Source organism: Microbispora sp. H10885 (genome assembly GCF_014161415.1).
Taxonomy (GTDB): Bacteria; Actinomycetota; Actinomycetes; order Streptosporangiales; family Streptosporangiaceae; genus Microbispora; species Microbispora triticiradicis.
Genome location: NZ_JABBWY010000009.1, coordinates 359855 through 374887 on the forward strand (window position 1 = coordinate 359855; position 15033 = coordinate 374887).

At 74.1% G+C, this 15033-nt stretch carries 9 protein-coding genes; 5 read left to right on the forward strand and 4 right to left on the reverse strand.

The genetic code is table 11. The features are described 5' to 3' along the window. Positions 1 to 14: 14 nt before the first annotated feature. Both HHX37_RS25150 and HHX37_RS25155 read right to left on the reverse strand, forming a co-directional pair. Positions 15 to 6725 carry a non-ribosomal peptide synthetase gene (locus HHX37_RS25150; protein WP_182886986.1) on the reverse strand — a complete coding sequence of 2237 codons (6711 nt, stop codon included), beginning with the start codon at positions 6723 to 6725 and terminating at the stop codon, positions 15 to 17. Positions 6726 to 7065: 340 nt separating this feature from the next. Further along, positions 7066 to 8418 carry a serine hydrolase domain-containing protein gene (locus tag HHX37_RS25155; RefSeq protein ID WP_182886987.1) on the reverse strand — a complete coding sequence of 451 codons (1353 nt, stop codon included), beginning with the start codon at positions 8416 to 8418 and terminating at the stop codon, positions 7066 to 7068. A 481-nt stretch (positions 8419 to 8899) separates the two neighbouring features. Here HHX37_RS25155 and HHX37_RS25160 point away from each other — a divergent pair, with 481 nt between their 5' ends. The 3 genes from HHX37_RS25160 to HHX37_RS25170 all read left to right on the forward strand — a co-directional run bounded on the left by HHX37_RS25160 (position 8900) and on the right by HHX37_RS25170 (position 11373). Continuing rightward, on the forward strand, positions 8900 to 9205 hold the full coding sequence (locus tag HHX37_RS25160; protein ID WP_182886988.1) for a hypothetical protein: 306 nt from the start codon (positions 8900 to 8902) through the stop codon (positions 9203 to 9205). A 108-nt stretch (positions 9206 to 9313) separates the two neighbouring features. After that, complete coding sequence (locus HHX37_RS25165; protein WP_182886989.1) at positions 9314 to 10201, forward strand: sulfotransferase family protein; 888 nt, start codon at positions 9314 to 9316, stop codon at positions 10199 to 10201. After that, entirely contained in the window at positions 10198 to 11373 is a 1176-nt protein-coding gene (locus HHX37_RS25170; RefSeq protein WP_182886990.1) for a glycosyltransferase family 4 protein, read from the forward strand. The genes HHX37_RS25165 and HHX37_RS25170 overlap by 4 nt, the downstream gene beginning before the upstream one ends. 6 nt (positions 11374 to 11379) lie before the next feature. Here the strand turns inward: HHX37_RS25170 and HHX37_RS25175 are convergent, their stop codons facing one another. Then, positions 11380 to 12366 (reverse strand): ArsR/SmtB family transcription factor, encoded by a 987-nt coding sequence (locus tag HHX37_RS25175; RefSeq protein ID WP_182886991.1) that lies wholly within the window; start codon positions 12364 to 12366, stop codon positions 11380 to 11382. Positions 12367 to 12508: 142 nt separating this feature from the next. On the opposite strand from HHX37_RS25175, the gene HHX37_RS25180 reads away from it, so the two are divergent. Then, positions 12509 to 13675, forward strand: a complete 1167-nt coding sequence (locus tag HHX37_RS25180) for an MFS transporter (RefSeq protein WP_182886992.1) — start codon at positions 12509 to 12511, stop codon at positions 13673 to 13675. Between the two features lie 41 nt (positions 13676 to 13716). Next, positions 13717 to 14310 (forward strand): DUF4291 domain-containing protein, encoded by a 594-nt coding sequence (locus HHX37_RS25185; protein WP_182886993.1) that lies wholly within the window; start codon positions 13717 to 13719, stop codon positions 14308 to 14310. Positions 14311 to 14346: 36 nt separating this feature from the next. Here HHX37_RS25185 and HHX37_RS25190 read toward each other — a convergent pair whose 3' ends face one another. Further along, a complete protein-coding gene (locus HHX37_RS25190) occupies positions 14347 to 14874 on the reverse strand; it encodes an NUDIX hydrolase family protein (RefSeq protein ID WP_111699495.1) in 528 nt (175 codons plus the stop codon). Positions 14875 to 15033 lie beyond the last annotated feature (159 nt).

Sequence of the window (15033 nt, forward strand, 5' to 3'; positions counted from 1 at the left end):
GTTCTCCTCGTGAATCAGCGCTCGGTGCCGCCGGCGGCGACGTGCTCCAGCTCGCGAAGGATGCTCTCCTCGACCAGCGCGGCGAGCGCGGAGACGGTACGGCTGGTCAGGACGTCGCGGGGGGTCAGCGCGACGTCGAACAGGCTCTTGACCCTGGCCGCGATCGCCAGGCCCCGCAGGGAGTCCCCGCCCAGGTGGAAGAAGTCGTCCTCGACGCCGATCGTGTCGAGTCCCAGTTCCTCGGCCCAGATCTCCGCCACCACGCGTTCGGTCTCCGTACGGGGGGCGACGTGCGCGGCGACCGGAGCGGAGGCCGGCGCCGGAGCCTGCGTGGGAGCGGGGGCCGGCGGCGGGGCGGGGGTCGCGGCCCGCGCGTCTCCGGCGAGGACGTCGATCAGGCCGAGCTCGGTGTCCGGGTCCTCCACGAAGCACCGCAGCACCCGGCGCAGGCGGCCGGCCGTACGCTCGATCGTGGCCGCGTCGAACAGGGCGGGGTCGTACCCGACGTCGATCGACAGCCGTTCGCCGGGGACGACCGCGAGGCTCAGCGGGTAGTTCGTCGTCTCGACGGCGGTCAGGTCGCGCAGCCGCAGGCCGTGCCCGGCCGCGAGCGTGTCGTCGACCGGGTAGTTCTCGAAGACCAGGATGCTGCCGAACAGGTCCGTCCCGCCGGGCAGGCCGCTCCAGGCCTGGACCTGCGAGAGCGGGACGTGGTCGAACCTGCGCGAGTGCGCCTGGGTCGCCTGGAGCGCCCGCAGCCATTCGGCCACGCGGGCCGTCCCGGCGACGTCCACCCGTACGGGCACGGTGTTGATCAGGATGCCGGTCATCTCGTCGGCGCCGGGGAGATCGGCGGGCCGGCCCGAGACGGTGGCGCCGAAGCAGACGTCCCTGCGCCCGCTGATCCGGGACAGCACGACCGCCCAGGCTCCCTGCACGACCGTGTTGACCGTGAGCCGGTGACGCCTGGCGAACCGGCGGAGGGCGCTGGTCTCCTCCTCGTCGAGACGCAGGGACAGCCGGGCGGAGGAGACGCTCGCGTGCGCCGGATCCCCCGGCCGGTCGGCGCCCAGTGGGGTGGGCGCGGCGAAGCCCGCCAGGACGCCCCGCCAGTAGTGCTCCGCCTCCCGCCGGTCGCGCCCGGCGAGCCACCGGAGGTAACCGGAGAACGGCGGCCGGGCCACCGGCCGGGGGGCGCGCCCGGCGACGAGCGCCGCGTGGGCGGCGAACACGTCGGACAGGACCTGGAAGACGCTCCACCCGTCGAGCAGCACGTGGTGGAAGGTCCACACCACCTGCACTTCGCCGTCCGGCAGCCGGGCCGCCGCGAGCCGCATCAGCGGCGCGCCGGCCAGGTCCATGCTCTCGTCCCGGTCGCGCTCCAGCAGCCCGCGCAGGCGCTCACCGCGCTCGGCCTCGCTCACCCCCGTCCAGTCCAGGGCGGTGAACGGGACGGCGACCCGGCGCTCCACCACCTGGAGGGGCGTGGGCATCCCCGCCCAGACCAGCCGGGACCGCAGCACCGGCGTGCCGTCCACCACGTGCTGCCAGGCGGCCTCCAGCAGCCGCGTGTCGGGCACGCCGTCGAGGACGAACGTGAGCTGCTGGAGGTACACGCCCCGGCCGCCGTGGGACAGCCCGTGGTAGAGCATCCCGGCCTGCATCGGGGTGAGCGGGTAGACGTCCTCGACTCCGCGTCCGTCGCCCGCGATCCGGTCCACCGCCGCCTGGTCGAGCTCGGCCAGCGGGAAGTCCGACGGCGTACGGCCCCCCGCGCGCGAGCAGTGCTCGGCGATCTCCCGGAGGGCGGCGACGGTCTGGCCGGCCAGCCGCCGCACCGTCTCCTCGTGGTGCGCCTGCGGGGAGTAGGACCAGGTGAACTCCAGCCGCCCGCCCTCGATCACGGCCACGACGTCGAGCAGGTGGCTGCGCTCCGCCTCCGGGTCGCCGTCCGCGCTCAGGCCGCCCGGCACCGCGTGGAACGGGCCCTCGCCGCCGACCGGCCAGTCGAACTGCCCGAGGTAGTTGAACCGCACGCGCGGCCGCCGGCCCCCGGGCAGGCCTCCCCCGAGGTGACTCAGGGCGCCGAAGCCGATGCCGCGGCGGGGCACGGCACGCAGCCGTTCCTTGACCGACTTCAGCGTGGCGCCCCAGTCGGAGGAAGAGGGGATGTCGAGGGCGACCGGGAAGACCGTGGTGAACCAGCCGACCGTGCGGGTCAGGTCCACGCCGTCCAGCAGGTCCTCACGACCGTGGCCCTCCAGATCGAGCAGCACCCGCTCCCGGCCGGTCCACCGGCTCAGCACCCGGCCCAGCGCGGCCAGCAGCACGTCGTTCATCTGCGTCCGGTACGCGCCGGGCACCTCGTGCAGCAGCGCCGTGGTCTCCTCCTCGGTGAGCCGGGCGGTGACCGTGCGCGTCGTGCCGGCGGTGCCCGCGCCGGCGCCGGGCATGTCCACCGGCAGGGCGTCGTCCGCCTCGTCCCCGGCGGTCACGCCGGCCCAGTGGTTGCGCTCGTCGTCCAGCCCGCCGCCGGTGACGTGGGCGGCCAGCCGCCGGGACCACTCCTGGAACGAGGTCGTCCTGTCCCCGAGATCGACCGGCTCACCCCGTACGGCCTGGGCGTACGCGCGGCCGAGGTCCTCCAGCAGGATGCGCCACGACACCCCGTCGACCACCAGGTGGTGCACGGCGAGGAGCAGGACCGGCCGCTCGGCGCCCTGATCGGGAGCACGGCCGGTGGCATGGCCGGGGGCGTGGCCGAACAGGATCGCCCTGGCCATGGGTCCGGCCGCCAGGTCCATGCCGGCGTGCGCCTCCGCGGCGGCGGCGCGCATGGCCTGGGCGCGCATGGCCTCGGCCCGCCCGGCGGCGTCCGCCCCCGGCAGGTCGCGCTCGGTTCCCACCAGGTCGCGCAGCTCGGTGCCATCCAGGTCGCGCAGCTCGGTTTCCACCAGGTCGCGCAGCTCCAAGGGGAAGCCGGGCCCGTCCCCGGGCGGGGCGTTGTGCTGGCACCACTCGCCGTTCTCCCGGGAGAAGCGCATCCGCAGCGCGTCGTGGTGGACCGCCACCGCCTCCAGCGCCCGCCGCAGCGCCGCCTCGTCCGGCGGCGCGGCCAGCTCGACGAGGACGGACTGGCCGAAGTGCCCGGGCCGTCCCGTGTGGGTCTCGAAGAACCAGCGCTGGATCGGCGTCAGCGGCACCGGCCCGCTCACCGGGCCCCGGGGGTCCGGCCGTTCCGGCGCGAGCCGGCGCGCGCAGGCGGCCAGCGCCGCCACGGTCTGGTGCGCGAACAGGTCCCTGGACGACAGCTCCAGTCCCTCCCGCCGGGCCCGTGAGACCACCTGGATACCGAGGATGGAGTCGCCGCCGAGTTCGAAGAAGTTGTCGGCCGCGCCGACCCGGTCCAGGCCCAGGAGGTCGGCCCAGATCTCCGCCAGCGCACGCTCGGCCGGGGTCCGGGGGGCGACGTAGCCGGGGCGTCCGGTGGCCGCCGCGACCGGCCGCACCCGCGGCGCGCGCGGCGCCCAGGGCTCGGCCGGCCCGCCGGGAAGGTCGGACATCATGGCCTCCGGCGCCGCGGCGATGCCCGCCAGCAGCGTCTCCAGTTCCCGGGCCATCCGTTCGACCGTGCCGGCCTCGAACAGATCGGTGTTGTACTCCAGCACCATCGTCATCGCGTCGTCCCTGGGCACGAACTCGACGACCAGCTCGAACCGGGCGAACGGCCGGGGCAGGTCGTGCTCGGCGACCCGCAGCCCGCCCATCTCGCGGGGCCGTACGGTCGCGTTCTGCAGCACGACCATGGCCTGAGCGAGCGGGGTCCTGCTCGGGTCCCGGTCGGGTGCGAGCTCCTCCACCAGCCGGTCGAACGGCACCACGTCGTGGGCGAACGCCTCCAGCACCGTCTCCCGGACGCCGGACAGGAACTCGGCGAACGTCCCCGCCTCGTCCACCCGCGAGCGCAGCACGACGGTGTTGACGAAGAAGCCGACGAGATCGTCCAGCTCCTCCCGGTCGCGTCCGGAGGTGACCGTGCCCACCGCGATGTCGTCCTGGCCGCTGTAGCGGGACAGCAGGACCTGCACCGCCGCCGCCAGCGTCATGAAGAGGGTGGCCCCGCGCGCCTGCCCCACCAGGGCGAGCCCGCGTACCAGGTCGGCCGGCAGTTCGCGCCGGTGCACCGCGCCTGCGGTGCCGAGCACCGCGGGCCGCGGCCGGTCGGCCGGCAGGTCGAGCACGGGGACGTCCGCCAGCGTCTCCCGCCAGTAGGCCAGGTGTTCCTCGATGGCCTTACCGGTCCGCCGATCGCGCTGCCAGAGGGTGTAGTCGGCGTACCGGATCGGGAGGCGCGGCAGCGCCGCCGGCCCGCCCCCACACTCGGCGCCGTACAGCCGGGCCAGTTCGTCGACCAGGATGGCGACCGACCACCCGTCGGTGACGATGTGATGCTGCGCGAGCAGCAGCACGTGGTCCTCCTCGGCGAGGCGTACCAGCAGCGCCCTGCTCAGCGGCCCGGTTCGCAGGTCGAAGGGCGTGCGCAGCTCCTCCAGCAGGACCCGGTCCAGCGCGGCGGCCCGCTCGCCCGGCTCCAGCGCCGGCAGGTCCGCCTCGCGCAGGGGCAGCGTGCCGTGGGGCGCGACGATCTGCACGCCGTGGCCGTCCACGATGCCGAAGGTGGTCCGCAGCGACTCGTGCCGCTCGGCCAGCGCCGCCAGGGCGGCGCGCAGCGCGTCCGGGTCGAGGGGGCCGGACAGCCGCAGCGCGACCCCGGTGTTGTACTCGGCCCCGCCGGAGCTCAGATCGTCCAGGAACCACAGCCGCCGCTGGGCCGCCGACAGCGGCAGCACCGGCCCGTGGGCGGCCGGACGGATGGCGTCGTCCGGGTCCGCGGGGGCGGCGGCGTCCACCAGCTCGGCGAGCCGTGCCACCGTGGGCGCGTCGAAGGCCGCCCGGGCCGGCAGCGTGACCCCGAACACCTCCCTCACCCGGGACAGGACCCGCACCGCGAGGATCGAGTCGCCGCCCAGACCGAAGAAGTCGTCGTACGCGCCCACGCCCGGCACGCCCAGCGCCTCGGCCCAGATCCCGGCCAGCGTCCGCTCGGTCCCGGTGCGCGGGGCGACGTGGTCGCCGCCGGCGGCCTCGCTCCGGGCGGGCGGCGCGGGCAGGGCCCGGCGGTCCAGCTTGCCGTTCGGGCTGAGCGGCAGCTCCTCCAGTGTCACGAACGCCGCGGGCAGCATGAAGACGGGCAGGGTCCGGGCCAGGAACGCGCGCAGGTCCCCGGGCACGACCGGCCGCCCGGCGACCGGCACCACGTACGCCACCAGCCGCTTGTCGCCGGGCCGGTCCTCCCGGGCGGTGACCACGGCCGCGGCCAGGTCCGGGTGCCGGGCGAGCGCGGTCTCGATCTCGCCGAGCTCGATCCGGAAACCGCGAATCTTCACCTGGTCGTCGGCACGGCCCACGAACTCCAGCTCGCCGTCGGCGGTCCACCGCACCAGGTCCCCGGTGCGGTACATCCGCTCCCCGGGCGCACCGTACGGGTTCGCCACGAACCGCTGGGCCGTCAGCCCGGGCCTGCGCAGATATCCCCGGGCCAGCCCGAGTCCGGCGACGTACAGCTCACCGGCGACGCCGACGGGGACCGGGCGCAGCTCCTCGTCCAGCACGTGGACCCGGGTGTTCCAGATCGGCCGTCCGATCGGGGGGGTACGGCCGGGCACCAGCGGCCCGCTCCACGTCGACACCACCGTGGACTCGGTGGGCCCGTACGAGTTGATCATCAGGCGGCCGGGCGCCCAGAGCTCGACCAGGTCGGACGCGCAGGCGTCGCCGCCCACGGTCAGCATCCGGAACTCGGGCAGCTCGCGCGCCGCCTCCCGGGGCACGGTGGCCAGCGCCGCCGGGGGGATCAGCGCGTGCGTCACCCGCCGCTCGCGGAGCACCTCGGCGAGCTGCTCGCCCAGTAGGGGCCCGGGGGGCGGCACCACCAGCGCCGCTCCCGCGGGCAGGGACATGCACAGCTCCAGCACGGAGGCGTCGAAGCTCGGCGAGGAGAACTGCAGGACCCGGTCCCCCTGCCGCACCTCGTAGTGGTCCACCTCGGCCGCGGAGAAACCGGCAAGTCCCCGATGGGAGACCACCACGCCCTTCGGCCTGCCCGTCGAGCCCGAGGTGTAGATCACGTACGCGGGGTGGCCGGGCAGCAGCGGGCTCCGGCGGTCGGCGTCGGCCGGCGCGTGGTCCGGCATGGCCGCCAGCCGGTCCGCGGTCTCCGGATCGTCGAGTGCCACGACCCCGGTGGCCTCGTCGAGGGGGAGCTCGCGGGCCGTCTCCGCCGAGGTCACCACCTGGACCGGCGCGGCATCGGCCAGCATGAAGGCGATCCGCTCGGCCGGGTAGGCGGGGTCCACCGGCAGGAACGCGGCACCGGCCTTCACCACCGCGAGCTGCGCCACCACGATCTCCACCGACCGCGGCAGCGCGAGAGCCACGATCTCCTCCGGCCCCACCCCGCGGTCGACCAGCAGGTGCGCCAGCCGGTTCGCCCGGATCTCCAGCTCGGCGAAGGTCAGCGAGCCGCCCTCGAACAGCACCGCCGGAAGGTCCGGCGTCCGGGCCGCCTGCCGCTCGAACAACCGCGGCAACGTGACGGGCGGGACGTCGTGGTCCGTGTCGTTCCACTCGGGCGCCGGAAGGGTTCCGGCAATCTTGGTCGGCATCAGCATGGACACCTTTCCGGTGTGGTCGTGCGGAGGGTGGTCGCGCGGTGGGGCGGTCGTATGGTGTGTGGTGGTACGGAGGAAGGCGCCGGCGAACGCAGGGACATGCGGGCACGGGGCAGGCGGGCACGGGGCAGGCGGGCATGGCTCGGCCACCGTCCACGCTCCCCGGCGGCCCGAGCGTGAGCGGTGGCCGAGGTGGCGCGGAGCCGAGGAAGCGCCGGCAGGTGCGCGTCAGGAGAGCGGCCGGCGCCCCTGCCGGACCCGGCCGACCAGACCAGACCGGCCGGGCCGACCAGACCGACCGGCGTGGCCGGGCCGACCGGCACGGCCGTACGGGTTACCGGGCCATGACGGCGGCGTGGCACCGGCCGGCCAGACGGCCGTTGACCAGGATCCCGTTGATCTCGCCGGTGCGCGGGTCACGCTGGAAACGGCCGCCGGGCAGCCGCTGGCCCGAGGAGTGGTCGAGCAGCTCGAAGGTCAGGCCGTCGGCGCCGGTCAGCACCGCGAAGCCGGACCCGTCCACGGTGAGCGTCAGACCGCCGCCCGAGCGGGTCACCAGGTATTCGGCGTCGCCGTTGCGGTAGGCGCCGGCGCAGTCCCGGGGCGGCGCGCCGGGCCGGGATCCGGCGGGCGACTCTCCGGTGGGCATCGGGACGCCGGCTTCGGCCAGGTGGCGGCCGAGGTCCTTCCACAGGCCGATGCCGGTCCCGGTGTTCGTGGTGAGGGCGACGATCCAGCCGTCCACGGGGTCGATCCGCAGGTAGCAGGAGGTGCCGTCGGCGTTGCCGTCGTGGCCCACCCAGTCGCCGGTCTCGCCGCCGTACACCGCGAGCCCCAGGCCCCAGCCGTCGGCCAGGCCGTAGGGGTCGGCGCAGAGCACCGGCTGCCGCATCCGCTCCGCGTACGACCCGGGGAGCAGCCCGGGAATCCCCGCTCCCACGTGCAGGCGGCCGAGGGCCACGAGGTCGGCGGCGCTGGCGGCCAGCGCCCCGGCCGGGGCCTCCGGCGGCGCGATCGACTGCCGCACCGGCTGGGTGCGCCGGAGGGCGGGGTTGACCGAATGGCCGGTGGCCACCGGCCGCCCGGACGGCGGCACTTCGGTGCGGCAGATGAACGCGGGCCTGATGCCGAGCGGCCGCAGCACGAACGCCTCCAGCGCCTCTGCCCAGCTCATACCGGTGATCACCTCGACCAAGCGGCCCACGGCGACGTACCCCATGTTGGAGTAGGAGAAGCCGGCACCGGGCGGCTGGACGAGGTTGTGAGGCTGGCAGTGGTCGGCGACATAACGGCGCGGCGACGCGGTGGAGACCTCGGTGGAGTCCGGACCGCAGGCGAACCCGGCCGTGTGGCTGAGCAGGTGGCGGAGGGTCAGCCGGTCGCCGAGCTCGTCGAGTTCGGGCAGGTGACGGCCCAGCGGCTCGTCGAGGTCGAGGTCGCCGTCCGCGACCAGCGTCATCGCCAGGGTGGCGGTGAACGGCTTGGTCACCGACCCGATCGGGAAGGCGGCGTCGCGGGTGACGGGCGTCCCGCCGCCGTGTTCGAGCTCGCCCACCTCGATCGCGACGGTCTCGCCGTCTTGGTGGACGGCGAGCTGCGCGCCGCACACGCCGTGTGCCCGGACCAGCTCACGGAGCCGGGTCTCCAGGAACGTCAGGATGTGCGGCCGGGCAAGGACCCCGATCATAAGAACCCTCCATGGCGTGCTGCTGAGTCCGCTCCCCTTCCGCCGGGGACGACAGGGGAGGCGCCGGGCGAGCGGGACAGGCGGAAACCCGACTACCAGCCTGGAAAGCCGGGATTAATCATGCCGTAAGCCGCGCCGACCCTTAAAAGACTCGCAGGGGGACCAAAGCCCAAGTAGTGATATCCCTCACCGCCGGTGATGAATTAGATCCTGGTTTAAAGGTGCGTTCCTCACACCCTGCGGACCGGCGGTCAGAGCAGGAGGCCGGCCGGTTCCTCCGGCAACTCGATCGCCCGCCGCGCCCGCTCGGAGTCGCGGTTCGCGTGGTGGTCACCCGCGACGGCGTCCCCGTGGCGACGTCCGGCTCCGGTTTCCGCAACCGCGGGGTGCGCAACGGGCGCGCCCACGAGTGGTGCGGGCCGTCTACCGCGGGGACGGCGGCGAGGTGACGACACCGGGCCTCCGGCGCACCGTGACCCCGGTGGCCAGGCCTGAGCCGCTGCCGGACTTCACCCTTGAGACCTGTCCTGGTGAGAGGGACCGGTTTCTCGTGCGCTGCGCGGAGCCCCCGTCCGGCGACCTGGAGTTCGTCCTGCTGAGCGACCCGCCGCCCTGGCCGTACAGCGCGTGCCTGCGGGTGGCGGAGGTCCGCGCGGCGGGCCGCCCGCTGGAGGGGACGCCCGCGCCGGGCGGCCACCTGACCCGACGGGAAGCCGCACGTCCAGATCTTCCTGAACCCCGGCGACGCCGACTCCATGGCGACGGGACCCTCGTGCGGGAGAGGTAGCCGTACCCTGGGGGCCACACATGCCCGGTGACGTACGGGGGGGGTGCCGGGTGACCAGGGGGTGGATTCTCAGGGAATTCCCCGGAAGCCTCGGTAACGTCGCGGGCCATGACATGGCAGCGGAGGATCAACGGCGCACTCGTCAAGTTCACCGGAGTCCAGCTCACCCGTGCCCGGCCCGCCGCGACGTCGTCCCCTGAGGAGCAGGCCCCGTCCCCCGCGCCGGAGGAACTGGTGCGCCCGCCTGCCGACCCGGGGGCGGATCGGCTGCTGGTGGCGCCGGTGTTCGTCATGTCGCCCGTACGGTCGGGCTCCACGCTGCTGCGGTCGATGCTGAACGCCCACCCCGAGCTGCACGCCCCGCACGAGCTGCACGTCAGAAGGCTGACGGTGGGGTTCGGCACGGCGCTCTCCCGCAAGGCCATGGAGGCCCTCGGCCACAACCAGGCCGACCTGGAGCACATGTTGTGGGACCGGGTGCTCCACCGGGAACTGGTACGCAGCGGCAAGCGGACGATCGTGGACAAGACCCCCGCCAACGCCTTCGCCCACGCCCGGATCGCCGCCTGCTGGCCCGACGCCCGGTACATCTTCCTGCTGCGTCACCCCGCGTCCATCGCGGCCTCCTGGTACGAGGCCGACCCGGTCAAGCGCACCCGTGAGGAGGCCGCGTCCGACGCGCTGCGCTACATGAAGGCGGTGCAGCGGGCCAGGAAGGCGCTCACCGGCCTGACCGTGCGGTACGAGGACCTCACCGCCGAACCGGAGAAGACGACCCGCGCGATCTGCGACTTCCTCGGCATCCCCTGGGAGCCCGGCATGCTCGCGTACGGCGAGCAGAAGGTCGTGCAGAAGGGCCTCGGCGACTGGAGCGACAAGATCCGGTCCGGCCGGGTCCAGCCGGGACGCGACCTGCCGGGCCCGGACGAGATACCCGACCTGCTGAAACCCATCTGCCGGAGCTGGGGCTACCTGCCGAAGGAGAACGAGCGGTGAAGATCCGCTACATGCTGCTGCACGCCTACGGCATGGGCGGCACGATCCGCACCGTGGTCAACCAGGCGAACGCGATGGCCGCGCTCGGCCACGAGGTGGAGATCGTGAGCGTGGTGCGGCGCCGGGACGAGCCGCAGTTCCGGCTGGACCCGGCCGTCACCCTCCGCACGCTGGTGGACCAGCGGGCGGGCGTGCGGACCGACTCCCTCGGCCGGCGCGTCTGGCGGCGGCTGCGCGGCAAGATCGTGCCGTTCGGCGAGTACGCCGCCGCCTACTTCACCGAGCGCGTGGAGAAGGCCGCCATCGACTACGTCGCGTCGGTCGAGGACGGTGTCCTCGTCACCACCCGCCCGGCGCTGAACCTCATCTCCGCGCGCCGCGCCGGCCCGCACGTCGTACGGGTGGCGCAGGAGCACATGAACATCGGCAGCTATCCCGAGACGCTGCGCGCGGAGATCGCGCGATACTACGGCGCGTTCGACGCGATCGCGGTGCTGACGGACAGCGACCGGCGCGACTACGAGGCGATGCTGCCCGGCACGAGGATCGTACGGATCCCCAACGCGGTCCACTCGGTGAGCCAGACGCCGTCCCGGCAGGACCACCCGGTGATCGTCGCCGCCGGCCGCCTCGTCAAGCAGAAGGGCTTCGACCTGCTGCTCCCGGCGTTCGCCCAGGTGGCCAGGGAGCATCCGGAGTGGCGGCTGCGGATCTTCGGCACCGGCCCGAAGAAGGCGGCGCTCCGCGCGCTGATCGGCGAGCACGGCCTCTCCGCCCACGTGACGTTGATGGGCCGGACCAACCGCCTCGACGACGAGCTCGCCAGGTCCTCCGTCTACGTGCTGAGCAGCCGTTTCGAGGGACTGCCGATGGTCATGATCGAGGCGATGACCCACGCCCTGCCGATCGTGGCCTTCGACTGCCCGACGGGCCCCCGCGACGTGCTGACCGACGGCGAAAACGGCCTCCTCGTGCCGGCCGCGGACGTGGACGCCCTCGCCGCGGCGCTCAACCGGCTGATCGCCGACCGCGACCTGCGCCTGCGCATGGGCTCCGCCGCCGCGGCCACCGCCCGGGAGTACGCCCCGGAGAACGTCATGCCGCTGTGGGACGACCTGTTCACCGAACTCCTCCACACCAGGACGGGCAGCGACGCGCACGCGCAGCGATGACCCGGCTCACGGACGGACGGCGCCGGTCAGCCGGTCTCCCAGGGAGCTGCGCCGGTACAGGACCTTCCGCCCGTCGCGGGCCCGGGTGACCAGGCCCGTGGCGTACAGCACACGCAGGTGCTGGGACACGGCGCTCGGCGTGACCCCGAGGCGGCGGGCGATCTCGACGGTGGGCAGCGGCTCGCCGAGGAGGCCGAGCAGCCGCGCCCTGGGCGCGCCGAGGAGCGACACGAGAGCCGCGCCGGCGGGGACGGGCTCCGGCGCCCAGAGCGTCGCGAGGCCACGGCTGGGATAGACCAGCGAGGGAGGCTCCTCCGGGATGACCGGGGGCGCGGGCTTGTGCGCGAACACGGAGGGGACGAGCAGCAGCCCACGGCCGGCCGCGGCGACGCGGAAGCTACCGATCACCCTGTCGATGTGCAGCACCCCATCCTCCCATCGCAGGTTGGGGTGCATGCCCGCGAACAGCAGGCGGGCGCCGCCCACGGCCAGCTGCCGCGCCCGGTAGGTCATGTCGGCCTCCAGCACCAGCCGCGCCCGCGGCCACAGCGGCTTCACCGCGATCTCCCAGTATCGGCGCAGGGCTTCACAGACGGCGTCCCTGAGACGGACGACCGGCGCGTCGTCGCCGGCGGCGGCGTCGCGCAGCGGCCCGGGCAGCGGATCCGGCGCGTGCGCGGCGAGCAGGTCACGGCGGACCAGATCGGGAGAGGTCCGGCCGACTACCGCCAGTTCCTCCTCGAAGTCCGGGGCGAAGGTCGCGGGCCTCGGCGTCAGGAAGCCGGGAAGGGTGTGCCTCTTCGCCACCAGCGACATCAGCAGGCCCGTGTCGAGCCCGCCGATCCTGCCGAGAACCGACCCGCGCCACGGGAGATGCATCGGAGACAGGCCCGGATCGCGCAGCACCCGCAGGCTGAGCACCGTCTCGGTGAGAGGCGAGAGGGCGAACCTGGTGTCCGCGAGGTCCTCCACGCCGAGCACGAAACTGATCATTAAGCCATACGCTACATCGATTGGCGGGGGAAGACCCTCGGCGTGGACTTCGGTCCATGACCTCCACACCCTCTGAACCACCTGCGGCCGTCGCCGTGAGCGACGCGACCGGGCGACGGCGGGGCAGGCCGGTGGCCGGGGCATGAGCCGCCGGATCCTCGTCGTCCTTACCGTGACCTGCGCGGTGGCCGTGGGCAACGTCTACTTCCCCCAGGCGATCGGGCCGCTGGTCGCCGCCGGGCTGCACCTGCCCCCCGACGCGGGCGCCCTGGTGGTGACCGCCACCCAGACCGGCTACACGGCCGGGATCGTCCTGCTCGTGCCGCTCGGCGACCGTGTGCCGCACCGCCCCTTCCTCGTCTCCCTGCTCGCGCTCACCGGCCTCGGCCTGCTCGCCGCGGGCTGCGCGCCGGCCCTGCCGCTCCTTGTCGCCGCGAGCGCTCTGGTCGGCCTCACCACCGTGGCCGCGCCGGTCGTCGCCCCGCTGGCGGCCGGTCTGGCTGCCGCCGGCCGCCGGGGAGCGGTGATCGGCACCCTGCTGAGCGGCTCGACCGGCGGCATGCTGCTGGCCCGCACCTTCAGCGGGGGCCTCGGCGAATGGCTGGGCTGGCGGGCGCCGTACCTGGTCGCCGCGGCCCTTGCGCTGTTCCTCGCGGCGGCGCTGGCCGTCACGGTGCCCGTCACGGCCGCGTCCTCCCGCCAGCCGTACCCCGCGCTCCTGGCCGAACCGCTGCGCCTGCTCCTCACCGAACCGGAGCTGCGCCGCTCCTGCGTCTACCAGGCGGCCGTCTTCGCGGGCTTCTCGGCCGTCTGGACCTGCCTGGCGCTCCTGCTCACCGGCCCGGCGTACGGCCTGGACGCCCGGGCCGTCGGGATGCTCGCCCTGGTCGGCGCGGCGACCATGCTGTGCACTCCCGTCGCCGGCCGCCTGGTGGACCGCGTGGGACCGGACCCGGTGAATCTCGTCTGCATGCTCGGGGTGCTCATCTCGGCCGTGGTCCTCGCCGCCGGGTCGCTCGGCGGCGTGCCCGGCCTGGCCGCGGTGACTTTCGGCACGCTGCTGCTCGACGTCGCCATGCAGTGCGGCATGGTCGCCAACCAGGCCCGGGTCTACGCCCTGCGTCCCGACGCCCGCGGCAGGCTCAACACCGCCTACATGACCTGCGCCTATCTCGGCGGCAGCGCGGGCTCCTGGCTCGGCGTGCGCGTCTGGGGCGCGGCCGGCTGGCCAGGCGTCTGCGCGCTCGCCGCGCTGCTCGGCGCGCTCGCCCTGGCCCGCCATCTCCTGGCCCTCGCCCATCGGCGATAACCGGTTGCCCACCTCGGCCGGTACTGACGAGACTCGGCGGAATGGAAGTTCCCTACCGGCAGATTCGGGCCGCCTACACCGAGGAGGCCGTCACCGTCTACCAGGCGTACGACCCCGCCGTCGCCGACCGGGCGGTCGCCGCGCAGCGGTTCGTGCCGCCGTTCAAGCGCGAGCGGATGACCTGGGTCAAACCATCGTTCCACTGGATGATGTATCGCAGCGGCTGGGCGGCGAAACCGGGTCAGACCCGGGTGCTCGCCGTACAGGTCAGCCGGGACGGCTTCGAGTGGGCTCTCGCCCATTCCTGTCCCAGCCATCCCGGTCCAGGCGAGGACCAGCGGACGTGGGCCACCCGCCTTCGCGAGAGTCCCGTCCGGATCCAATGGGATCCCGAGCGCGACGCGCGACTGCACCCGCTGCCGTACCGGTCGATCCAGATCGGCCTGTCCGGGGAGGCCGTGGACCGCTACGTCGACGAGTGGATCGTCTCCATCGCCGACATCACCGCCGCCGTCGGTGCGATCCGCGCCGGTGCGGCCGCGCCGCCCGCCGAGCGGCCCTACCCGCTGCCGTCCGGGCTCGCCGGCGTCATCGGCGCCTCGCCGGACGCCGACGACAGAGCCGGCCGTCGCTGATCACTCGTACGGGCGGCCGGCCCGGCGGCTTCCGCGTCAGGTCAGCCGGCCGACGTGGGCGAGGGCCTGCTTGAGCAGCACGCCCTGGCCGCCGGTCATCTCCTGCTGCACGATCGGCGAGGCCGCCTCCTCGGGCGTGAACCACTCCAGGTCGAGCGCGTCCTGCCGGGGCCGGCAGTCGCCGCGCACCGGGACGATGTACGCCAGCGAGACCGCGTGCTGGCGCGGGTCGTGGAACGGCGTGACCCCGGGCGTGGGGAAGTACTCGGCCACCGTGAACGGCGCCGGGGAGACCGGCACGCTCGGCAGCGCCACCGGCCCGAGGTCCTTCTCCAGGTGACGCAGGAGCGCGTCGCGGATGCGCTCGTGGTAGTACACCCGGCCGGTAACCAGCGCCCGGCTCACGGTTCCGTCGGGGCCGATCCGCAGCAGCAGGCCGACACGGGTCACGGTGCCCGTGTCGTCCACACGCACGGGCACGGCGTCCACGTACAGGATCGGCATGCGGCCCCGCACCGACTCGATGTCCTCGGGGGCGAGCCAGCCTGGCGTCGTTTCGGTCATTTCGGTCACGGAACGATCGTACTTGCCCAGGCGAGGGGTGGTTCCCCACATCGGCGACCTCGTGGCCGCGCGACGCGAGCCGATCTTGTCGGTGCCCGCTCCTAGGGTGCCGATCATGACGAACCCCTGGGACGTGGTCCGTGCCGGAATAGCCGCCGG

What these genes read in the sequence shown, in the direction of transcription:
- HHX37_RS25150 (WP_182886986.1), bottom strand. Translation starts at nt 6,725, where the DNA reads ATGCCGACCAAGATTGCCGGAACCCTTCCGGCGCCCGAGTGGAACGAC.
- HHX37_RS25155 (WP_182886987.1), bottom strand. Translation starts at nt 8,418, where the DNA reads ATGATCGGGGTCCTTGCCCGGCCGCACATCCTGACGTTCCTGGAGACC.
- HHX37_RS25165 (WP_182886989.1), top strand. Translation starts at nt 9,314, where the DNA reads ATGACATGGCAGCGGAGGATCAACGGCGCACTCGTCAAGTTCACCGGA.
- HHX37_RS25175 (WP_182886991.1), bottom strand. Translation starts at nt 12,366, where the DNA reads ATGATCAGTTTCGTGCTCGGCGTGGAGGACCTCGCGGACACCAGGTTC.
- HHX37_RS25180 (WP_182886992.1), top strand. Translation starts at nt 12,509, where the DNA reads ATGAGCCGCCGGATCCTCGTCGTCCTTACCGTGACCTGCGCGGTGGCC.
- HHX37_RS25185 (WP_182886993.1), top strand. Translation starts at nt 13,717, where the DNA reads ATGGAAGTTCCCTACCGGCAGATTCGGGCCGCCTACACCGAGGAGGCC.
- HHX37_RS25190 (WP_111699495.1), bottom strand. Translation starts at nt 14,874, where the DNA reads ATGACCGAAACGACGCCAGGCTGGCTCGCCCCCGAGGACATCGAGTCG.